Annotated in this window: 16 protein-coding genes and 2 tRNA genes; 4 read left to right on the forward strand and 14 right to left on the reverse strand. The window is 44.3% G+C overall.

From position 1 onward, the window contains the following. Positions 1-141: 141 nt before the first annotated feature. From LBL30_00075 to LBL30_00110, 8 genes are all read right to left on the reverse strand, one after another. Positions 142-1,347, reverse strand: a complete 1,206-nt coding sequence (locus LBL30_00075; GenBank protein MDR1031516.1) for a site-specific integrase — start codon at positions 1,345-1,347, stop codon at positions 142-144. Between the two features lie 243 nt (positions 1,348-1,590). Further along, a complete protein-coding gene (locus LBL30_00080) occupies positions 1,591-1,818 on the reverse strand; it encodes a hypothetical protein (protein MDR1031517.1) in 228 nt (75 codons plus the stop codon). Positions 1,819-1,854: 36 nt separating this feature from the next. After that, a complete protein-coding gene (locus LBL30_00085; protein ID MDR1031518.1) occupies positions 1,855-2,013 on the reverse strand; it encodes a hypothetical protein in 159 nt (52 codons plus the stop codon). Positions 2,014-2,922: 909 nt separating this feature from the next. Further along, positions 2,923-4,101 (reverse strand): molecular chaperone DnaJ, encoded by a 1,179-nt coding sequence (gene dnaJ, locus LBL30_00090; protein ID MDR1031519.1) that lies wholly within the window; start codon positions 4,099-4,101, stop codon positions 2,923-2,925. A 67-nt stretch (positions 4,102-4,168) separates the two neighbouring features. Continuing rightward, positions 4,169-6,085 carry a molecular chaperone DnaK gene (dnaK, locus tag LBL30_00095; protein ID MDR1031520.1) on the reverse strand — a complete coding sequence of 639 codons (1,917 nt, stop codon included), beginning with the start codon at positions 6,083-6,085 and terminating at the stop codon, positions 4,169-4,171. Between the two features lie 292 nt (positions 6,086-6,377). Beyond that, a complete protein-coding gene (locus LBL30_00100) occupies positions 6,378-7,727 on the reverse strand; it encodes an MATE family efflux transporter (GenBank protein MDR1031521.1) in 1,350 nt (449 codons plus the stop codon). An 84-nt stretch (positions 7,728-7,811) separates the two neighbouring features. Beyond that, positions 7,812-8,423, reverse strand: a complete 612-nt coding sequence (locus LBL30_00105; GenBank protein MDR1031522.1) for an ABC transporter substrate-binding protein — start codon at positions 8,421-8,423, stop codon at positions 7,812-7,814. Between the two features lie 12 nt (positions 8,424-8,435). After that, positions 8,436-9,188, reverse strand: a complete 753-nt coding sequence (locus tag LBL30_00110) for a VacJ family lipoprotein (protein MDR1031523.1) — start codon at positions 9,186-9,188, stop codon at positions 8,436-8,438. A 130-nt stretch (positions 9,189-9,318) separates the two neighbouring features. Here LBL30_00110 and LBL30_00115 point away from each other — a divergent pair. Further along, a tRNA-Gly gene (locus LBL30_00115) sits at positions 9,319-9,392 on the forward strand. A 112-nt stretch (positions 9,393-9,504) separates the two neighbouring features. Here the strand turns inward: LBL30_00115 and LBL30_00120 are convergent. The 3 genes from LBL30_00120 to LBL30_00130 form a co-directional block, all read right to left on the reverse strand. Beyond that, complete coding sequence (locus LBL30_00120; GenBank protein ID MDR1031524.1) at positions 9,505-11,256, reverse strand: hypothetical protein; 1,752 nt, start codon at positions 11,254-11,256, stop codon at positions 9,505-9,507. A 151-nt stretch (positions 11,257-11,407) separates the two neighbouring features. Beyond that, complete coding sequence (locus LBL30_00125; protein ID MDR1031525.1) at positions 11,408-13,462, reverse strand: hypothetical protein; 2,055 nt, start codon at positions 13,460-13,462, stop codon at positions 11,408-11,410. Between the two features lie 405 nt (positions 13,463-13,867). Further along, positions 13,868-16,027 (reverse strand): hypothetical protein, encoded by a 2,160-nt coding sequence (locus tag LBL30_00130; protein ID MDR1031526.1) that lies wholly within the window; start codon positions 16,025-16,027, stop codon positions 13,868-13,870. 170 nt (positions 16,028-16,197) lie between these two features. Between LBL30_00130 and LBL30_00135 the strand changes: the two genes are divergently transcribed. Further along, positions 16,198-16,863, forward strand: a complete 666-nt coding sequence (locus LBL30_00135) for a GNAT family N-acetyltransferase (protein MDR1031527.1) — start codon at positions 16,198-16,200, stop codon at positions 16,861-16,863. A gap of 82 nt (positions 16,864-16,945) precedes the next feature. Here LBL30_00135 and LBL30_00140 read toward each other — a convergent pair. The 3 genes from LBL30_00140 to LBL30_00150 all read right to left on the reverse strand — a co-directional run bounded on the left by LBL30_00140 (position 16,946) and on the right by LBL30_00150 (position 20,022). Beyond that, positions 16,946-17,021 (reverse strand) — tRNA-Thr (locus tag LBL30_00140). Continuing rightward, positions 17,012-18,229, reverse strand: coding sequence for a 3-deoxy-D-manno-octulosonic acid transferase (locus tag LBL30_00145; protein MDR1031528.1), 1,218 nt, complete (start codon positions 18,227-18,229; stop codon positions 17,012-17,014). Before LBL30_00145 ends, LBL30_00140 begins: the two co-directional genes overlap by 10 nt. A gap of 74 nt (positions 18,230-18,303) precedes the next feature. Next, complete coding sequence (locus LBL30_00150; protein ID MDR1031529.1) at positions 18,304-20,022, reverse strand: ABC transporter ATP-binding protein/permease; 1,719 nt, start codon at positions 20,020-20,022, stop codon at positions 18,304-18,306. A 229-nt stretch (positions 20,023-20,251) separates the two neighbouring features. Here LBL30_00150 and LBL30_00155 point away from each other — a divergent pair, with 229 nt between their 5' ends. Together LBL30_00155 and LBL30_00160 are read left to right on the forward strand one after the other, a co-directional pair. After that, entirely contained in the window at positions 20,252-21,535 is a 1,284-nt protein-coding gene (locus LBL30_00155; protein MDR1031530.1) for a hypothetical protein, read from the forward strand. A 270-nt stretch (positions 21,536-21,805) separates the two neighbouring features. After that, the coding region (locus LBL30_00160) for a tyrosine-type recombinase/integrase (GenBank protein ID MDR1031531.1) at positions 21,806-22,668 on the forward strand (863 nt) is incomplete at its 3' end.

Here is a 22,668-nt window from a genome sequence, read left to right on the forward strand (position 1 = left end):
TCCAAAAATGGGGCATTTGGGGCACTGAAATAACTTTTTGGGGCACGAAAATACCTTCTAAGCCCGCAGTTTACTTAGATAGCGCCCCAATGCCCCAAATGCCCCACTAAAAACAGCATGATTTAAAATTTGTATTTTTAGTTACAGAGCATTTGCAGCAATGTTCTTCTCCATCAGACTAACTGCTTTTTTCAAATGGTCTGGAGCTAAATGAGAGTATCTCTCTGTTATGGATATGGTCGAGTGTCCCATCAGCCTCTGGACTGTGTATAGATCTACTCCGCTCATTACCAGCCAGCTAGCATATGTGTGCCTCAAGGTATGAAATACTACCTTCTGCCTACGGTCTGTTACTCCTTTATTGAATCCAAGCCTCCCTACTGTTCTTTCAAACGCATCTGGTGCCTGAGCTATCTTCTCTCCAGTTCTAGAAAGAAACACTAGACCTGAAGCATTCAGACTTCGTCTTCTCTCAAGCATATCCCTGATGTCTTGGGTCATTATTGCATTACGATTTCTACCGCTCTTGGTGTCTTTGATAAGGATAGTTTCATTTCGAAAATCTACATCGTTCCAGGTGAGCTTAAATATCTCACCTGCTCTCAGGCCACATCGCAAAGATACTAAAGCTATATCATGAGCTGTTGAACTTACCTTGCTAAGCTCTTCCAGCAATGTAATAGATTCTTCCTGAGATAAAAACCTTGAGCGCCTATTGTCTTCCGATGGCTTCTTTACCTTAGCTACGGGATTGTCTCCATTATATAGGTCATTGTTCTTAGCATAGTTGAATACCTGTCTTACCAAAGCCAACGCATATGTAATAGTCCTAGGAGCTCTACCAGCATCGCTCATCTGCTTCTTCAGCTTCTCCAAGATAAACGGCGAGGTATCCTTCATCGGTAGGCTTCCAATTAATGGATTCAGCCATTCGTTGAATAAACCAATTTCAAGCCTACATGTTTTAAAATTCTTGTTCTGCGTTGCTTGCTTGTAATACTTGTTAAATATCGCAGTAAAGGTAGTCTGCTCCCTCTCTCGTTGAATTCTGGCAGCCTCTTCATTTTTAGCTTTTTCTTTCTGAGCTCTACGTCTCTCAGCCATCGTCCTCAACCCAATACCAGTACGATGCGCCATCTTTAAATCATGTAGTCTTTCTGCAGCAATTGCTTCAGTATTACCCATAGATTCCCACCCTATACCTTCCTCTTTGACCTTACCGTCTAGCCTGTACCTTATCGTGTAATATCTATCCTTACGAACTGCTCCATTCTTTCTTGTTGGATGCTCAACGCATCTAACACCGGGCGTTTTAACTTTTATCCGCTTATACTTTGCTGTTGTCATTCTACCCCCACACCTACCCCATATTTTTACAGTATCTTTGATTACGATTTACTCCGTATGATAATATGCAAATATCAGTTATACTCTGGCTTTGCAATCAAAAAGTGATCAATGATAATCAATGATAATTTTTATTCTTATCAGACTTTTAATCAGAGGGTCACAGGTTCGAGTCCTGTAGCGCCTACCATGTTAGGAAGAGGCAGGCGCTGGGATGGGCTTGAGGCTATATTGCGTGAGAAATTATTCTTCTGACATAAATTCCTGAGCAAACCTCTGTCTTCTGCCTGCATGGCCTGACGAATCTGTATGGTCTTTCAAATTTATTGTAGATAAATGAGGTTCTACTACGACCCAATTATCATGAAACCACTTGATCATGGCGGGAAGTCTACGTTTAGCTTCTCTGTCAGGCTCAGATATTCTTGCCAATTGGGACGCCACTGCTGCAATGCTTTTCAATTCAAACATAGTAACTTTTTCACCAAACTGTCTGCTTAATATTCTCTAAGCCTCGCTTTGCTGAAAATTAAAATCCCCAAGCTTTCGGGCGATGTTATCTTGATCATGCTTTTTGTAATAATCTCTTATTCGCTCAGCCTCCCCAATAACATCCTCTAAAGACGGCAAGCCACATCCCGTTTCATCCAAAATATTTTGAATCAAGGTAACCGCATCAGATATATTACTGGGGTCTGTAGTGTGCCCTGATAATAAATTGCTATTGCACGTAATTCTACAAATGCCAAAGGACGGTCATAAATTTGACATAGCTCTTGATATACGGGAATCTTTCGGTACGACTGTCCCCTTGGGGCTGCGGGTGGCACTGCAACTGGCGCAGCTGGTTGACCAATAATAGGAGCTATTGGATAAATTGGGCGGCCATCAAGTAAAGTACTTGCTGGCATAAAAGTAGCATGACTGGTCGACAGTCCACATGCGCAACATACAGCAATATAAAGTTTCTTATTAAAATATATAAACGTTCTCCGTAATTAAACTAAATTGAATATATTATACATTTTATACTTTGTCAAGTAATAATTATATTAATTTGGTAAAATAGCTTGATATTTAGGCTAATAAGAAAAATCTAAAGCATGAATCTTTAAAAATGCAAAAAATTCAGCAGTTAATAAAAGAAAATAACCTAATACCTACGTCTGGTATAGGTGAAGATGATAATTACTGCGCGCAATATTCGCTTGGTCTATCGAAATCTGTCTTTCATAAAATCATTATATAATCGCAGTGCAGCTTTGGGTACATTTTGCGATAATATGATTTGGTGGGCTGAATAGAGCGGTGCTTTTCTATCTACGCTGTGTACTGGAAAACTGATAGGCAACATTTTTCAATGTAAATAATATTTGAATTTGTCAGAATACAGACGCTGGCTTGACTTTAATAAACAATGTCAATTAAAAACTTCAGATACATACTCTTAACTTCACGATATACCAATAATTCGCCATATAAGCAGCATAAAATACACCTTTAAGTATTATATTAGTGTTTCTACGTGTAAAATGTACAAATAACCTAACGATTAGACAATCGCCGTATTGTCAATTATTTTTTATCTATTTCTTTCTTGATATCTTGCCAAATGTTTTTGAGTTTAGAGAAAAAGCTGAAGCTTTCTGGGTGAGTTTGGGATTGAATGCAGGTTTTGTCAAACTCTGCCAAAAGCTCTTTTTGCTTGGCCGACAGATTAACCGGTGTTTCGACCTTAATATGCACAAAAAGATCGCCGCGAAGGGTTTTATTGACGCTTGACATGCCCTTGCCACGCAGACGGAGGGCGATGTCGTTCTGCGTTCCTGCAGGTATAGATAAGTTTGCCTGGGTGCCGTCTATTATGGGCACCTCGACACTTCCTCCCAGTGCAGCTGTGGTCATGGCGATTGGTACGCTGCAGTGTAAGTCGTTGCCGTCTCGCTGAAAGAATTTATGCGGTTTTACATGAATGTATACGTAAAGATTGCCTGCTCCGCCGCCACGGATACCAGCCTCTCCTTTGCCGGATACCTTTATACACACGCCTTCTTCTATACCGGCCGGAATCGATACGGCAAGTTCGCTGGATTTGCGGACCCGACCAGATCCACGGCATTTTGGACAAGGCGTTTTAATAGTATATCCAGACCCGCCGCACTGGCCACAAGTGCGTTCAATTGAAAAAAAGCCTTGCGACGTTCTGATTGTCCCCCGGCCGCCACAAGCTGAACAAGAAACGGGCGGCTTTCCACCTTCTGAGCCCTTGCCACCGCAGTCTTCACATATTCCGTAAGCGTCTGTCTTGATGTTTATTTTTTTGCCTTTGAAGGCTTCTTCCAAAGTCAGATTGACATCATATCGCAAATCCGCCCCTCTGGAGCCGGAGCCATCAGGCGACCTGTGTCCGCCAGGCGCCGCGCCGCCGCCCATGAAATCAAATATATTGTCAAAAATATCGCCAAACGGCGAACCCTGACCAAAACCAGAACTTTGATAGAATCCGCCGCCACCTCCACTTTGGGCCTGATTAGTATAGTTTTCATGGCCCAGTTGATCATAAGCAGAGCGTTTCTGTTCGTCCTGAAGAACGCTGTAGGCCTCGTTTATTTCCTTGAACTTTTGTTCAGCCTGCTTGTTGCCAGCATTGCGGTCGGGATGATACTGCATCGCCAGCTTGCGGTAAGCCTTTTTCAGTTCTTCTTGCGAAGCGGTACGACTGACCCCCAAGACGTCGTAATAACTTTTTGCCATAAGATTACGCCTTAGCCTAAGGGCATGGTAGCGCTGGGCATCCCATACCCCATGGCAAGTTTAGTTATTATTCTTCAGGCTTTACTTCCTCAAAGTCGGCTTCAACAACCTTCTCCTTAGGCTCTGCCTGTTTAGCTTCAGACGACGTTTCGCCTCCCGCCTGTTGATTTGCGGCAGCCTCAGCCTGCTGCGCCTTATAGACCGCCTCACCCAGCTTCATAGAGGCCTGAGTTAAAGCATTCAACTTCTCAGTAATCTTATCGGCGTCGCCGCTCTCCAACACTCCCTTAAGGTCAGTTATGGCGGATTCTATAGTAGTTTTGTCGCCCTCAGAAACTTTATCCCCATGTTCTTTCAGCGAGTTTTCTGTGGCATTTATCATGGAATCAGCCTGGTTTTTGACCTCGATTAGGGCTTTGCGCTTTTTATCTTCTTCCGCATTGGTTTCGGCTTCCTTTACCATACGCTGAATGTCTTCTTCGGACAGGCCGCCAGAGGCTTGAATCTTAATTGCCTGCTCTTTATTTGTAGCTTTATCCTTCGCAGAAACATGAACGATTCCATTAGAGTCAATATCGAACGTTACTTCGATCTGTGGCAGCCCTCGTGGAGCAGGAGCAATGCCAATCAAGTCAAACTGACCTAACAGCTTGTTATCGGCTGCGATGGGGCGCTCGCCCTGAAAAACGCGTATGGTAACCGCGGTTTGATTATCCTCTGCGGTCGAGAACACCTGGCTATTCTTAGTCGGAATTGTTGTATTACGCTCAATAAGCTTGGTAAACACTCCGCCCAGCGTTTCTATCCCCAAAGACAATGGCGTAACATCCAGCAAAACCACATCTTTGACATCACCCTGCAGTACGCCGCCTTGAATTGCGGCCCCTACCGCGACGACCTCGTCAGGGTTAACTCCGCGATGCGGGTCTTTGCCAAAGAACGATTTAACTTCCTCGATAACCTTTGGCATTCTGGTCATACCGCCGACCAAAATGACTTCTTTTATGTCCTTCATGCTCACGCCAGCATCTTTAAGCGCGTTTTTGCACGGCTCTATACTTCGCTTTATAAGGTGATCGACTAAAGACTCAAGCTTAGAGCGCGAAAGCTTAAGGTTCAAATGCTTGGGCCCACTGGCGTCTGCGGTGATAAATGGCAGATTAATTTCTGTTTCCACGGCGCTGGACAATTCTATCTTGGCTTTTTCCGCCGCTTCCTTAAGCCGTTGCAACGCCAGTTTATCGCCTCGCAAATCTATGCCGTTAGAGCGTTTAAACTCATCGGCGATATAGTCGATAATGCATTGATCAAAATCCTCACCGCCAAGCATCGTATCGCCGTTGGTCGACTTAACCTCAAACACGCCGTCGCCAATCTCGAGTATCGAAATATCGAACGTTCCTCCGCCAAGGTCGTACACCGCAATCAGTCCGCTTTCTTTCTTATCCAGCCCATATGCCAGCGCGGCCGCGGTCGGTTCATTGATTATGCGCAAAACCTCAAGGCCAGCAATACGACCTGCATCTTTGGTCGCCTGACGCTGAGCGTCATTGAAGTATGCCGGCACAGTTATAACGGCTTGGGTAACCTTGTCGCCCAAGTAATTTTCGGCGGTTTCCTTCATTTTCTGAAGCACATAGGCGCTGATCTGGCTGGGGCTGGTCTTTGTTCCGCGCGCATCTACCCAGGCGTCGCCATTATCGCCTTCGACAATCTTATATGGAACTTTGTATTTCGCGATTAAGCTGTCATTGCGGCGCCGACCTATAAGGCGCTTAACCCCAAAGAATGTGTTTTCAGGGTTGGTTACAGCCTGACGCTTGGCCGGTTGGCCGACAAGGCGCTCACCTGAATCAGTGACCGCCACGATTGACGGCGTTGTCCTTGCGCCCTCTGAATTTTCAAGAACTTTTGCATTTTTACCTTCCATTACGGCAACACAAGAATTAGTGGTGCCCAGGTCTATACCGATGATTTTGCTCATAATAATTACTCCTTCATTAAGCAGACATAAGGGAAATCACTCCCTGCCAGACAGTCCCTCTTCTAACAAAGGCATTAAGAATTAACGCTAGGATTTTAGATTACAACCGAGGGAACTAAACCAGCTCCCGCTTTGTTTCTTACGGCCCCTGAATGAAGGTAACCCTAAAGTCAGCTCTCTTACGCCCTTACTCGACCAGCCCCTTTACGGCGACTTGTCATCAATAAGATCTGGCTACTGGGCACAGTTTACTACAAACATCAAGCTAAGTCAAATGGAAAAATCACGCGCCTTAGACCAGCTTGTTGTACCACTTCATGCTGCGGTATCTGTGGTGCAAAACAAGCCAGGTAATCAGCACCCAGGCCATCATAAACAGATAGACCATCGGTACAGAGTTAAGCGCGTCGAAGTAATACAGCACGACTGACGGCAAAACTACTAATACCCATACGCAACCCTGATAAACCATTGTTGCGTACCTGGTGTCTCCGCCTGCGGTCAATATTCCCCAAGTCGAAAGCAGTAAAGTTTCAAACACAACCTCGATGGCAACCAAGGCTGTGACCAATTTTATCTCTGAGTACAAACCTGATATATCGTCCGGTAAACAGCCCAGTACAGACAAAAGCCACTCAGGAAACAGCACCAGCGGCACCGCAATCGTCAGCCCGAAAAACACAGAAATCTTTACGAAAATCTTGCGGGTTTTCTCAATAGAAACAAGATCGTCACGTCCAATCATGTTAGAGCAAATTGCAACAGCGCCTTTATTAACCCCCTCTCCAAGGAAAATGAAAAAGATATAAAGGTTTATCCCAATGTTATAGACAGTAACCGCCTGTTTAGAGACATAGCTCATGATAACTTGCAAAATGTACCATGCCAGCATCGCCATAAAATTTCCAAGAGCAAGTGGCCAGCCTATACGACAGCATCCGTCAAACAGCTTCTTATCAAATTGCCGATTTTTCAGGACTTTATGCACCTTACAATTCTTAGCACTTACGAACAGCGAGGCTAGCATTACTATTTGAATAAATTCTGAGGCAACAGTTGCTATTGCGGCTCCACGGCAGCCCAGCCTCGGAATGATATCCCTTATCCCGTATATAAGTATATAATCCAGCCCTACGTTTGAGACTACGCCAAGAATAACAGCCGCGGTGACTATCCTGGTTTTACCCTGCCCGATAAAAAATGCGGCCAACGCGGCTTTTATAGGTGGCAGAAAGGCCCAGTACATTAATGTTTGCTGGTACTCTATGCCGTCTTTCAGGTAGTATGGCGGCAGGAAATTGATTTGCTCTGAGAAATAGGCCAGCGGTAAAGTAACCGCCGCAGAAGCCAATGACAGATAAATCATCTGCCAGACAGGAGTGGCGATTTTGCTGTACTGCCGCGCGCCGTTGTACTGGCCAACAAATGTCTCGGCTGAGCTGGCCATTCCAATGAACGCAAGCGTAAATATCGCCACAAAATTCCCGGCCGATACCGAAGCATTCATTGCATCGATGGAATACCCGGCCAACATGAACCGATCTATCACATACATCAGATTCACAGATGCAGAGGTCAGCATCGCCGGCAACGTTATTCTGATAACGCTGCGCAAAGAGCAATCGATTATTTCGGCCCGCATTATTTTTGACTTAAGCTATTTGCGGCAATTATTACCCATTAGGGCCAGAATTGGAAGGGGCGCCCCAAGAATCTCAAGGGAAATTTACTTTTTGCCTATTTTCGACAGGTGTTTGATGAACTCGTCAACATTGCTGTTAACGCTGACCATGACGCTGCTGAACTCAGAGCGTTGGGTTATGCCCATGCTTATATTATCGACAATAACGTCGGTAATCCTGATACCCTTGGATTTGGTCTTATAAAGCTTCCAGCCGACGTTATAACTGCCGCTTCCTGGGCATTCAACCATCGTAAGCACTGTCGCCCCTGAGTCTGAACCCATGTCAATGCGCACTATCTTAAATGTCGACCCAGGAAAATTGGCGAACTTGCCAACATACGACCTGACCAGCATATCTTTTAAGGCTGCAAAATATTGCTCTTTCTGCTCTTTATTAAAAACCCTCCAATAGCGGCCTAATGAAAAGCGCCCAATCGCCTTAACGTCAAAGCCTCGATCGAGGATTTCCCTGAACTTAGCCTCGCGCGACTCATGAGACAGCTCTTTCTTCGTTAAAACGGCAAAAGCCTCTTTCCCAAGCGTATTGATAAACCCCCGAGCTTCCTCGTCAGTCATGCTTTCCGCCGCCATTGAGGTGCCGCAGCCATACATGAAAACTAAAACAGCAAAAGCCCTAAACAATCTTACCGTCATCACCATCACCACTTAATCATCGTCTTCTTCATCGTAGGGGGCCGGACCCTCATCGGCCACGGCGCCGCCGCTGGCGGACGCGCCTTCAAGCTTCCTTTGATTCTGCCAGTATATTGATCTTACCAAAGCATATAAGTCAAGGGCCTCGGCTTTAGTTTGTCGGTAGGCCTGAAGAACCTTTTCGCGGCTTCCAATCTGATCCAGCGCATATCGCGCTAAGCCATAATAAATCCTTTGCTTAGGCTTTGGGATAAAATATATCGGGTCTGCAAAAGTATCAAACCCAAGGCCAACAATGCCTCTGGGCGAAGACGGCCCAAAAATCGGCAGCATAATATACGGCCCAGACTTAATTTTCCTTTTGGCCAAAGCGCCGTTAAAGCCAAGCTCTGTCGGGGCAGGCGTGGGGCTAAGCTCTTTATAAGCGTCAAATAAGCCTAAAAAGCCAAAAAACAAATTGGTAAAGAATCGCGTCATCGATTGAGCCGCGCTTGGTGTGTCCCCAGCAATTGTATAGTTGATGAAGCTCAAAGGCTGCTTAAGATTAGCGATTTCGTTGTTTATGCCGGTTTTTACAACCGAAGGCACAACCTTACCGTAGAAGCTGGCCAAGGGATCAAGCACGCGGTCGTCCAGCATAACATTGAACCGAAATATCGATCTGTTGGCCCTCTCATACGGGTCATTATCTTCGGATGCGCAAAAGTTTGGCGTTTTTGAAGTACTGGAAGTGCAGCCAGATAGCAAAGTAATAAAAAGCCACACTACACATCTGTTCCGCATTTATACAACCACTCTTGCGAATACACTGATGAATATAGAAAACCCGCTTGCTACAAGCAAATGCATTTTGTAGAATCGCGCCATTGCGCAAGGTCCCACAAGCCCCACAGATGCGGGTGTAGCTCAATGGCAGAGCATAAGCTTCCCAAGCTTGAGACGAGGGTTCGATTCCCTTCACCCGCTCCAACAGGTTTTATCTTTGAAGTTGATTAGAATAGATCTTTTTAATAGCGATTGAGATGCGATTGAGTTTTCTAAATGACCATGCTTAATGGCTTTTCTAAATTACGTCGACTGCTTACATAGCCCGGGCTCTTGGGGCAACAATTTGGTACGTGTCATAGAACGATTCTATTTGCCTCTTTAAAGCAACAAATGGGTCGGATTCAGTAAGTACATTATCCACAGATTTCAAATCATGATTATAGGTATTAACGAAACCCAAAATCTCTCTTTTTATAGCTGAAAGTCCCCTTCCTAATTCTGAAATTGGCTCTGGGAACGAGGGATTTATCCCCAACATGCTGCTTAGATGGGTAAACACAGGCCGCGGCGCACTGTAAGAACGGCTCAGCCAGCTCCAATCTTTTGTACGATCGCTATTTCTCCACGACTGGGTTAAGGGGTTCTTCTTCCTCTGCTCAGCTCTTTTCCGTGGTCGTCCACGCTTCGGCCACCACATATCCTTTTGCCCAGATATTTGGTGCCAAAAATAACCTGGCGGCAATTTTCTTTTAGGACGGGTCAAGCTTATAATTGGCTGAGGATACTTTGTACTTATGTACAACCTCCGCACATGATCGCACCTTGCTTTACCGAACCCTACTTCATTTACTTTGCCTAAAGCCACCTTATCTTGCATAAGAACCGGACTATCCTTTAACAAACATTGCAAAATATCGATTAGGTAAGCAGCAGCTAGTACTTCATCCAAGAAAAAAGCCGCTTTATGATAAGACTTAAAGCGTGACCTAAACCCTGCTTTACTCATAGCAGGTACTTGCTCGTGACAATTCGTAAGTTGTGACCAATCCTTGTGGAATAGAGATTGAGCAGCTTCGTCAAGTGCTTGTATTACCTTAGGTTGTTCAGATACTATTTCGTCCTGCAATTCTTGTGCATTTTGCTTAGCAATACTACATTTGTCGAGTAGCTGTGCCATAAATTCTCGCTTTTGCGATGGTTGAAACCCTAAAAATTCATCGATCACACATGTATATAAATTCGGATCTTCCTGCAAATAACCTGCTTGAATTTTTCTAAAAGCCTCTAAGGTAAATAGTGATACTGCTGGATCCTTTGCCATTCTAGCTTCATGATCAATTTGTTCATAAAAACTCCTACCGCCACCTAACACTCTTGTTTTGTCGATAACTTGCTGATCAGTCAATCTTTTAGGCGCAGATTTAGAATCTGCGGCTGCGGTTTTTGCAATCTGGTGCTGTATAATGCGAAAAGACAACAAAGCAAGATCGTTCAATGCGGCATATTCTTGAAGAAGCCGGCGATAATTTTGCATTTCAGCAGTGTTATATCCAGCATGCGTGCTATTTTGATCTAATAACTCTATCTGCTTTAGCAATGGCAAATTATTCCAGTCGGCTATAAGAGTTGACTGCCACTTGTACCCACCTCCGAGTGCGGTATTTAAAAGGTTATATTCATTTGACCATCGACCTATCCCAAATAAATGTCGATACGGTTTATTTTTAGGGATGGCGTTAAATAACACATCAACCGCCCCTTTTTTACTATTTGATGTATATTCTAGCCAGTCAAAAAGGTCATCTTGTTCTTCAATTGATAATTTTTCAAAATCTGCCATAATATTGGCAGCTAGCCTAATTGTACCTGAGTCTGTTCTTTTATAAAATGCACTTGCGTACTTTTCATCGTCTTGTCGAAGAAGGTCATGAAAATGTTCTTGAAGGAAAGTTTTAACAGGGGCTGTCAATCTGCCATAATCAAACCACATCTGCCTTGCTGGCGCAGCAGCAAAGCTGTCCAATGCCGAACATAATAAGAGTACTAGCACGATAATGTATTGCATGATCTTCTAATCTGCTTTCTATATTATAATTATATAAATGATACCAAAAAATTAAAATATTGTCAACTGGTAATCAATATAAATTGCTAAATTATTAATAAATAGCTCTGCACATCAAAGAAGGCGGGGATAATCCGCCTGCATAAATTGCCTATATAGCTGGGGTACTTGGAGCAACAACCTGATACGTGTCGTAGAATGACTTTCTCAGCCTTCTTAAAGCAGCCAGCGGATCGTATAGTTCACTAGACCCAGCATCGTTTATAGGTTTTGAGCCAGTGTGAAAGACGCTGACAAAGTCATTAACTAGGTTTACTATGGGTGTAATAACAATCCCCAATCCTAGGCCTGGTAGGTAATTTCTTGGTTCAGGGCTTGGATCCCCACCGCCTCCACTACCGTAAAGCCATTTCCAAGAATCATCCCTATCTCTACGTCCCCCCCCCCACGTTTGCCAGAGAGGGGTTGTAGAAGTAGGTCCGCCGGCACCACCCATTACTGGAGCTGGAGCCGCTGCCGGAGCTGGGCCTGGTCCACCACCACCGCCTTGCGGCTGCTGAGGCACTACTTGATTTGGAACTATCGGCCGTTGATGAATCTTTAGTTTTGATAATGACAGTCTTCTAACAGCAGCATTTTTTAATGCCTCTAAATCTAACTCTGGCAACTGCTGCTGTGGATTTAGAGCTGCTACCTGGGCTGCCGCTGGAGGCACAGCTGGCGGCGGACCTGCTGGAGCACCTGCGCCTAGATTAGCCGCATTTTGACCTCCTGCTGCACCCGCCGCTGCTGCTGGAGCTGGGCCTGCGCCAACGCTGCCGTTTGCTGCCACATGTTGACCCCGCCTGAGATATTGAGCCCGCCCTATATCATGAATTAATTTGTTGGATCCCACGCTAGCTATGCCGGCTGTAATCCGTGAATCTCGTACTAATGGACTTTGTATTACTTGCGATAACAGACTTGCTGGATCATTTTCTGATAAAAGTTCTAAAATATCGATTGGACAAACAACAGAAAGTAATGCCTTTCTAAGCTGCTCTATTTCATCCTTAACCTTATTATCTAGCCTTCCTTTCGGTAGTATGCTATTAATGGTTAATAATTTATCTCGGGGAGAGACTCCTATTATTCCCAGTAGTCTAGCTTCGGCATCAAGTTTCGCACGTGCAGCAGGAGTAAGTGCCTGATCTGACACAATTGCACCGAAATAAGCGTTATAATGTATATTAAATAACAACTCTATCAACCGGTCTTTTTCATTTTGAGAAAAGTTGCTGTTTACAAATTCCGAAATTAAATCCGCATATGCACTATCAAAATAACTATAATTACCCAAATATTTTTGTTCAATAATTCTGAAATTCCTAGCTATAAAATCTGATACTTTGTCATGTCTCATGCTCATAGTTAACTTGCTAACTTCGTCATAAAAACTACAACTATCTATACCTAACTCGCCTATCCTCTCTGAAATTTGTTTATCAATTAGCTGCTTAGGCGTACCTGGAAACGCAGCGCCACCGCCTGGAGGAGGCCCGCCTGGGGCTGCAGCTGCAATTGTATGTGCATATTTCGCGTTTTCATGTTTCCTACCAAACAGCAAAGAAGAAAAATCTACCAATGCGGCATATTCTTGTAAGCGTGAGTGGTAATTTTTCACACGATCAGTGTACTTCGCATCTCCAGCCGTCACGGCCCGTTCCAGCAATTCTAATCGCTTTAGCAACGGCAGTTTATTCCAGTCAGTTAGAAGCGTATTTGTTCGATGATATCCACCTCCAAGCAACTGATTTAAAAGCTTGTATTCCTCTGACCATCTAATTCCTTTCCACGCTGCTTCAGGTATAGCTTCAAACGCTACGTCCATTGCCCTTTTTTTGCGGCTAAGACTATGCTGACCGTTCGGTTCGTCTTCTAGCCAATTAAAAAGCCCATTTCGCTCGTCAGTTGACAAATTTTCAAAATCAAGCACAACTTTAGATGCATAACATTTAACGCGCCGATCTTTTCTTTTGTGAAATACATTTGCGTGTTTTGAATCATTTGGATTTTGGTCATCCCAAAAATATGCTTGAAGGAATTTTTTAACAGTATCGGCTATGGGTCCACTATAGTCAAAATCCAGCACCAGCGGCGCTGGCGCAGCGGCAAAGCTGTCCAACGACGAACATAATAAAAACAGTAGCGCGACAATGTATTGCATGACCTTCTAAATAGACGGTACCAGAAAATCAAAATATTGTCAGCCAGCAATCAAATAAATTACTAAATTATTAATATGGTGGTAAATTTGTATTAGGATATGGGTGAGGGGCGATTCCCTTCATTCGTCCTGAGGGGCTTTATTTTTATTAGTGGACACGCGTCAGTTAACATATGTTAAGCGCTAGCATCGAATTTTCTTAATGGCAATAACAATTTTTTGTAGACGCAAACTTGGCAGGCAAATTCTCAGGACTGCCGCCAATTTAAAGCGTATATCCTATACCTTCGCTTAATGGCTTTTCTTAAATTACACCGACGCACGGAAAAATCGCTTTTAAAGATTGAAAGAGCCCCCTCCCCCGCACGTCAAAGCAGGTGGGGATAATCCGCCTGCATAAACTGCCTACAAAGTCGGGGTGCTTGGGGCAACAACCTGGTATGTGTCATAAAATGACTTTCTTAGCCTTCTTAAAGCAGCCAGCGAATCATCTAGTTCACTAAACCCAGCATCACTCATAGCTTTTGAGCCAGTATGATAGGTGCTAACAAATCCATCAACTCCTTCTGTCATAGGTAGAATAACAGTCCCCAACCTCATTGGTTCTGGTAGGTAATTTTTTAGATCACGGCTTGGAGGAGTAACATCCCCACCGCCTCCACTACCGTAAAGCCATTTCCAAAAATCACCACTATCTCTACGTCCACCCCACGTTTGCCCAAGAGGGTTTAGCGGAGGAGGTCCGCCGGCACCGGCACCGCCTATTACTGGAGCTGGAGCCGCTACTGGAGCTGGTCCTGGCCCACCACCTAGAGCAGGAGCTGCTGCTGGAATCACCGCTGGAGCTGGCGCCGGAGCTGCTGGAGGGGCGCCAGCTGCTCCATTATAAGGAGGATGTGGTTGTGGCGGCCGCGGCGCAGGCGGTGGAGGAGGAGGCGGACCAAACGCCGGCGGAGGAGGTGGTGGTGGAGGCGGAGGTGGTGGAGCACCTGCGCCTACTCCTGGAACTGGTGCAGCTGCTGGAGCTGGGCCTGGTCCACCACCTAGAGCAGGAGCTGCTGCTGGAATTACCACTGGAGCTGGCGCCGGAGCTGCCGGAGGTGGAGGGCCAATCGCACCTGGGGCACCGCCGCCTACCGCTGGCGCTAGGGCTGGAGCCGCTGCTGGCCCAGGAGCTGGTGGCAATGCCATTGCCAGTATTTCATCCGGATACCAAGAATTAGGATTCCCTCCAACGCCCCAACTCCAAAACCAACCAAATGGCAACTCATGAGGCGGAGGACCAACAGGTACTTGAACTGGGATAGAGTATTTACGTTTTATATACATGGTTCGAATATCTTTTATTTCTTGCATTCCTGCTGCATTGAAACCTACATCTCCTATTATTTGAAGAGCCGCTGGATCATTCGTCAAAGCTGGATCGCCTTCTAGCATAAGTTGCAACATCTCAATTGCAGGAATGGCGTAGGATAATGCTCCAAATACTGGCGCCAATGCCTTTTTAATCGGTTCTATGTTTGGATCATTCCGACCAAATAAATTACACACTATTCTAAAACGCGTTAGATATGACAGTGCCTTATATTGCGGGAACCTGTTATATTGTGCCCATCTATCAAGCTCTGCTATTATATCAGGATCGATCGCTCCCTCTAACACATCTATATCGCGCTTAGCGCTGTAATATATATTAAGTAATGATTCCGCCAATTGTTCTCGTTGCAGCTTCGAAAAACCTTTCGACAAAAAATTATCAAGCCAATCACAGCACGCTTGCTTGAAATCTTTGTCATTTAAGGCGAATAGCGCTGCTTGGGCATTGCTAAAATTACCTAAGATAAATTTCGATACGTCCGCATCTTGATTTGCCTGGCTAGCAGATAGAAAAAAGTTTTTATTTACGCTTCCTAACCGCTTTATTTTATCGATAATTTCTTGATCAGTTAGCCTTTTAGGCACAGATTGACCAGGGAGCGCGGCGGCGGCAAATTTTACATCTTCATGCTTCGTACCATACAATAATACTGTCATATGCTCCACTGCGGTAAATTCTTTTAAACGCAAGTAGTAGTCTTGCATTTCAGGACTGTATCCCACATGTCCAGTATTTAGTTCTAGCAAATTTAATCGCTTTAACAATGGCAAATTATTCCAGTCTTGTTTAAGACTGTTACGCTCAAAGAATCCGTATTTTTTACCAAGCTCGTGGTTCAGTATATCTTCTAAAAGATGGTATTCGTTCGACCATACGATCTTCCCTGTTGGTAATTGTCCTAACGCTCCATCTGCTGCGTTTTGATGACGCGGGTCTTGCAGCCAATTAAAAATTTTGTTTTGTTTTTTATGTGACAATTTTTTAAAATCATTTATTGCATTGTGTGCTAGCGGGATCGCAGTTGGACGACTTTCGTTATGAAATATGTCGACGTACCTTTCATTAACGCCATTCCATAAGTGATTTTGCAGGAAATCATAAGCTTTTTGGGGTAATCCACTATAGTCAAAATTCAGAGCTAGCGGCGCTGGCGCAGCGGCAAAGCTGTCCAGTGACGAACAGAACAAAATTATTAGCGCGACAATGTATTGCACAGCTTTATAATTTACTTTCTATACCTATAGTGCATAATAATACCAAAAAATTAAAATATTGTCAACTTGCAATTATAATTAAATTATTAATACGGTAATAAATTTGTATTAAGATATGATTTAAAGATATAGGCTCTCACGGTATGTTTGAACATGTAAAAAAGCATAAATTTCTGTCTATATTGGCTTTGGGCGCGGTTTTAGTCGGCGGATGGTATTGCTGTAATCGTATGATATTTGAAGGCGTTGACGTTCAGTTCGCCTCTGCCCAGGACCAAAAGACGAAAATCACGACCAAACGCTTGATCCTTATACAATCGGATAATAATGATCGTGAATTATTGGTACAAATATTTCAAAATCCAGAGATTATGCTCACTTTGTCGTACGTCGAGCGTTTTTCTGACAAAGAGTTCGATTTTATCTTGTATAATTGGACCAAAAGTGTAGAGAGCTCAAACCCTTTTGGAGGCTATTTGGCTTATGAGAAAGTAAGTAACAGCTTTATTGGCTTTGTGGCGCTTGAGTATATCGTAGGCACGCGTCCGGATCGGGCCAACATATCCTATGCTGTGCTTAAGGAATTTCGCGGCAAAGGATATGGGTTTGAGATGGCCAATGCAATCATAAACCATATGCTTCCACAGGCATTGAAAAAAGGGATGAAACTGCCGAATGGCGTGGCCATAAGGGCGATAACTGGCAATATGACGCAACAAAACTTGGCTTCAAAAAGGATTTTGGAAAAACTTGGGTTTGAGTTTCTGCATGATACCGAATCTCATCGGTATGTATACTATGTGAAATAAGGTTCTTGGTGCTAATGATGCTAATTGGCGCCGAGAGGCTTATAGCTTAATGTGTATAGCCCAAAAAATGCTCTAGTTTCAATGGTGCCGAAGAGAGGAATTGAACCTCCGACCTACTGATTACGAATCAGCCGCTCTACCAACTGAGCTACTTCGGCGAAAGGACGATTTGCAAAGCCTCAGTGACTTTCTCAAGAATTTGATTCTGCGCGGTAGCAATTTTATAGGCGGCCTCTTGCATCAACGCAAGCTTGTTTTTATCTTCAATCTGCTCGGTAATGCGATTTACCAGCTCTTCAGCGTTGTTTACAACAGTGGCTGCGGATGCGTTGCGGAACGCCTGATCAAGCTCTTTAAAATGATACATATAAGGCCCATACATAACCGAACACCTTAGTTTAGCCGGCTCAAGCATATTATGCCCTCCGCGAGGTATAAGAGAACCGCCAACCAAAGCAATATCGGCCAAAGCATAAAAGGTTCCAAGCTCTCCTATAGTGTCAACCAGGTAAAGCTCTGTATCAGCGTCCATTTCATCGCCAACTTGTGACCGGCGCAGGCACTTTATCTCGGCTTCAATGCACATAGCCTCAATCTCACCGCCTCGTTTAGGATGCCGAGGCGCAAGAATAGTAAAGACGTCATGTTTCTGCCTCAAACGTTTACAGGCGGATATTACGACCTCTTCCTCCCCATGATGCGTACTGGCCGCAATGAACACAGCCTTGCCGGTAACTTTGGCTTTTATTTTGTCAAGCGTTTCCTGGTTTACCGGAAGGCTGTCTGAAGCATGCTTCAAATTGCCGAAATACAGCACTTGGCTTTTTACAAGATTTTGAATCTTTTTACGATCATACTCTGATTGAGCGACGATTACAGAAAATCGCCGTAGAATCTTGGCGATTGTTTTTGGAAAAATATCCCAGGTTTTGGCCCCTTTGTCCGACATTCTTGCATTTACAAGCCCCAGCTTTATCTTGTCGCAATATGTAGCCCTCATAAGATTTGGCCACAGCTCAGACTCAAAAAACAAAGAGCAATCTGGACGCCAATACCTTATAAACCGCTTACACCAGCGATATACGTCCAATGGTGCATATTGATGTATGCAACAATCGGTCAGCGTAGGCTCGGTACGATTAAGTGAGTCTAAAAGACGGCTCGCTGTACTGGTGCTTGTGGTTAGTAGTACCTTAGAGGCAATCCCAATCTTTTTAAGGTGTTTGAATAAAGTAATCGCACTTAGTGTTTCCCCCACGCTTGCTGCGTGCATCCAAATCAGCCGACCGCTTGGACGGGCAGCAGTCGCGATTCCACAATGATTCTTAAGCCGCTTGTCCAGATCGTCATGCTTATGCGATTTCACGCGCGAATAAAGCCAGAGAAACGGAGACAAAAGCGACGTCAAACATCTGTATAAAAGCAACAACATAGTTTTATTTAGCTATAAAAAGTCTGGGCGCTGTAAAGGCCGGCATAAATCCCTTTTAATTTCATAAGATCGTTGTGTGATCCGGACTCTACTATTTTGCCTTTATCAATAACCAAAATCCTGTCAGAGTCAAGTATAGTAGACAGTCTGTGTGCTACAACCAGAGTAGTCCTGCCTTGCATAAGGTTGCTGATGGCCGACTGCACCTGCCGCTCTGATTCCGAATCTAACGAGCTCGTCGCTTCATCTAAAAGCAGTATTGGTGCATCTTTTATCAACGCTCTGGCGATTGCAATCCTTTGGCGCTGGCCGCCTGAAAGAGTCGCCCCATTTTCACCTACAACCGTGTCGAACCCCTGAGGCAAAGCTTGGATGAAATCAGTGGCTGCGGCCATATCCGCAACTTTCTGTATCTCGCCAAAGCCGCATGAAGGTCGACCATAGGCTATGTTGTCACGAATGCTAGAGTTAAAAAGAATGTTATCTTGGCTTACCAAGGCTATTTGTTTGCGTAGAGATGACAGCTTTAATTCGCTGATATCAACGCCGTCTATCAATATTCTGCCCTGTGAGCAGTCATAAAAGCGGGGAATCAGGTTGATTAAAGAGCTTTTTCCAGCCCCGCTTGTGCCTACTATGGCGACCTTACTGCCCCTTTCAATCTTGAAAGACACATGGCGCAAGGCCGTATTGCCGTTTGGATAGGAAAAACTGACGTTATCGAAGGCTAGTTCTCCCTCAGACTCCTCAAGATCTTTTGCATTCGGCGCATCGACTATCGCCGGCTTAATGTCAAGCAGGTCATACAACCTGCGCGCAGATACTAGGCTTTCTTGGATATTACTGTTCAGCTCAGCCAGGTTTTTAATGGGCCTATATGCCAAAAGCAATGCCCCAATAAAGCTAAGGAGGGTTCCGGCAGATTGTTGTCCGCTTATTACGTACATGCCGCCTATAAATATAACTGCCGCGGTTGCTATACCGATCAAAGTCTCCATAATGGGGTGTACAAACGCTTTAAACCTGGCGGATTTGATAATGGTTTTACGGATCTTCTGCGATATATCAGAAGCGAATGAAACCTCGATCTGCTCCAGACCATACGCCTTTATAAGACGCATGCCCTGAAGCGTTTGGATCAAAAACGCGGACCAATTTCCCATGTCGTCCTGGGACCGGGCGGCAAAATCCCTGACCAGCCTGCCTATACGCAGTATTGGAAATAAGATTAAGGGAAATCCTACAAAACCTATCAGCGCCAGCTTAAAGTCTTTATAAAAAGCAAGCCCTACAAGGAAAATCAGCGTCACAAAATCTTTGCCAAGGTTGGTAAACACCGTCGTAATTACATTACGCAAAGTCGTAACGTCGTTGGTCAGGCGAAAAACCAGATCGCCAGTGTTATTCTTATAAAAAACATCCAAATCAGCGTTCACCAAAGTGCGAAAGCCTTGCATTTGAAAGCCAATGACCATTTTTTGACCAAGGTTTGCCAGCGCTAAATCTTTAACAAAGTCCCCTATCCCTTTCATTACAGATATTACGGCAGATGCGGCGGCGATTTTGACCAGCTTCTCAATACGCAGATGTACGATCACGTCGTCAATCACCCGCTGAATGATATAGGTAAGCATGCCGGTGCTGCCTGCCGCAATCGTCATACCAAGCACTGCCCACATCAATACCGAGGCGTTTGGCTTAATGTGCTCGCCGTACAAGCGGCTCATTACCCTGTGATTATCAAAGGAGGTTAGAGTTTTGATTAGCAAGCTACTTTCCTGTAGTTTTTTGAACGAATTTCTAAGGTTACATCAAACAAGCTAATGATAAAGGCTTGCGCAGTATATGACAAGGGAAATATAAGCAACAGCCGGATTTACCTTTTTGCTAGCAAAAATTATTTTACTTGACGACAAATTGATAAATCAGTATACTAGTCGACAATTAACTCTCGGATTGATAAAAATTATTAAGCTAGCTTTATCCGCGACTTTGATTGCGATTGTATTCCGGGCAAATTCTGCAATTCCAGAAAAGATTCTGGGCCGATTTGCGGATGGAACAATACAAGAGCTGTCTTTGCCAAATGAATGTAATTCGGTACGCATTTACAGTGAACCATTCGCGTCACATGGCGAATGCGTAGAGATTATACAAGGAGAAGCTACATTTATAGATACAGTCCTTACAATATCTAACGGACGAGCTCAATGGTGTGTTATGAGCTGTATACGAAATTCATTTAGCCCAAATGCGCCTTCTCAATCAACGCTTGATAAGATAGCTTTTGGATTGCCTCAGGACCGTTTGCGGTCTAAACGCCTATTATCTTTCTTTGGCGGTGGTTTGCCGGGCCTACCTAATGTAGAAGATATGGTAGAGGCTGGAAAAGCCTTCCTTCATACAGCAGGTAGATTACTGCAAGATCGCTACATAAGGGAAGGGGAAGGAATTGCGTACGAACAGTTAGGGTTGTACGTGACTGCCACTTTGATCGATGCCGATACTTTGGGTTTATCAACCTACTTTAAGGACAGGCTTTTGATTACTTGTCGTCACATCTTGCCAGAATATCTATCAAGCGAAATACCCCAAACTTTAACATCCGATGAGCATGGCTTCTTCAGATATGTGGCCAATTGCAAAGATACGCACCTAAAGCTGACTCTCGAAATAAACCAAGCAAAGATTCCTGCAATACACGTGGTTACAACTGCCCCAGACACAGATATAGCGCTTATTGTGCTGTCACAGCCTGTGTATGAAGCTAAGCCGATCAAGATTTGCCCAATTGCCGCTATTGATCCAAGCGGTATTGTGGATACGTACAGTTTTGCTCTTGATGCTGGATTTCATATGCCTTGCCCGAAGCCTGTATTTAAAGATGCCATTGAGGATTTACCAGGCCTTCCAAGGGCAAGGCTTTTAGAAATACAAGAAAGCGATTACGTCGCCCTACGAAAGCTTCAGTTTGGATACGATCTTAAAAAGATCCCTTTGGAATTGTCAGCAAAGTCTGGTCCTATCATTGAAAGCCTTATTAACACTGCGAACTTTGTGCCAATTCCTTTTGAGCTCGGTGGGCTTAACGCCCCTTGTAAAGGCAGCAGTGGTGCCGCTGTGCTTAACACTGGCGGAGAGTGTATTGGGGTTATTTCTACTTGCTCTTACGCATGCGGGATTAAGGCAGAGTATTTAGATACGCTTGTCCAGATGGTGTGCTCTCTCTTAGTAGACTGAATAATTGCGGGTAGGCGCGGTTATAATTTGTACCCAGCCTAAACTGACGCTCTCTAGCACGTTACATTAAACATCGAAAAATGGCGCGCCCGAGAGGATTCGAACCCCTAACCTCCAGATCCGTAGTCTGATAAAAATAAAAAACATTATTAATTATCATTGATTACTTTTTGCTTGAAAGACTAGGATATAGCTGATATTTACATGTCATTATATAGAGTAAATTGTAATCAAAAATACTGCAAAAGTATGGGGTAAGTGTGGGGTAAAATGACAACAGCAAAGTACAAGCGGATAAAGGTAAAAACGCCTGGCATTAGATGCGTTGAGCATCCAATAAGAAAACACGGAGCAGTTCGTAAGGACAGGTATTACACAATAAGGTACAGACTAGACGGCAAGGTCAAAGAGGAGGGTGTCGGATGGGAGTCTATAGGAGTTACCGAAGCAATTGCTGCAGAAAGACTACATGATTTAAAGATGGCGCATCGTACCGGTATTGGGTTGAGGACGATGGCTGAGAGACGTAGAGCTCAAAAAGAGGAGGCTGAAAGAGAAGAAGCTGTCAGGATTCAGCACGAGAAAGAACAAGTTACATTCTCCTCGATATTTAACAAGTATTATAAGCAAACCACACAAGACAAAGATCCTAAAACATGCAAGGTTGAAATTAGCTTGTTCAACAAATGGTTGCATTCTCTGATTGGAAGCTTGCCCATGAGGGAGATATCACCGTTTATTTTGGAGAAGCTGAAGAAGCAGATGAGTGATGCTGGTAGAGCTCCTAGGACTATTACTTATGCGTTGGCTTTGGTAAGGCAGGTGTTTAACTATGCCAAGAACAATGACCTATACAACGGAGACAATCCCGTGACTAAGGTCAAGAAACCGTCAGAAGACAATAGGCGCTCAAGGTTCTTATCCGAGGAAGAATCTCCTGTATTGTTGGCAGAGCTTAGCAAAGTTAGCCCAACAATCAATGATATCGCCTTGATATCTCTGAGATGTGGCCTAAGAGCAGGCGAGATATTCAAGCTTACTTGGAATGATGTAGATTTCCGAAATGGAACTATCCTTATCAAAGACACCAAGAGTGGCAGGAATCGTAATGCGATAATGACCCAAGATGTAAA

It is taken from the genome of Holosporales bacterium, assembly GCA_031263535.1.
Lineage (GTDB): Bacteria > Pseudomonadota > Alphaproteobacteria > UBA3830 > JAIRWN01 > JAIRWN01.

What these genes read in the sequence shown, in the direction of transcription:
- LBL30_00075 (MDR1031516.1), bottom strand. Translation starts at nt 1,347, where the DNA reads ATGACAACAGCAAAGTATAAGCGGATAAAAGTTAAAACGCCCGGTGTT.
- dnaK (MDR1031520.1), bottom strand. Translation starts at nt 6,085, where the DNA reads ATGAGCAAAATCATCGGTATAGACCTGGGCACCACTAATTCTTGTGTT.
- LBL30_00080 (MDR1031517.1), bottom strand. Translation starts at nt 1,818, where the DNA reads ATGTTTGAATTGAAAAGCATTGCAGCAGTGGCGTCCCAATTGGCAAGA.
- LBL30_00100 (MDR1031521.1), bottom strand. Translation starts at nt 7,727, where the DNA reads ATGCGGGCCGAAATAATCGATTGCTCTTTGCGCAGCGTTATCAGAATA.
- dnaJ (MDR1031519.1), bottom strand. Translation starts at nt 4,101, where the DNA reads ATGGCAAAAAGTTATTACGACGTCTTGGGGGTCAGTCGTACCGCTTCG.
- LBL30_00150 (MDR1031529.1), bottom strand. Translation starts at nt 20,022, where the DNA reads ATGAGCCGCTTGTACGGCGAGCACATTAAGCCAAACGCCTCGGTATTG.
- LBL30_00125 (MDR1031525.1), bottom strand. Translation starts at nt 13,462, where the DNA reads ATGCAATACATTGTCGCGCTACTGTTTTTATTATGTTCGTCGTTGGAC.
- LBL30_00105 (MDR1031522.1), bottom strand. Translation starts at nt 8,423, where the DNA reads ATGACGGTAAGATTGTTTAGGGCTTTTGCTGTTTTAGTTTTCATGTAT.
- LBL30_00120 (MDR1031524.1), bottom strand. Translation starts at nt 11,256, where the DNA reads ATGCAATACATTATCGTGCTAGTACTCTTATTATGTTCGGCATTGGAC.
- LBL30_00135 (MDR1031527.1), top strand. Translation starts at nt 16,198, where the DNA reads ATGTTTGAACATGTAAAAAAGCATAAATTTCTGTCTATATTGGCTTTG.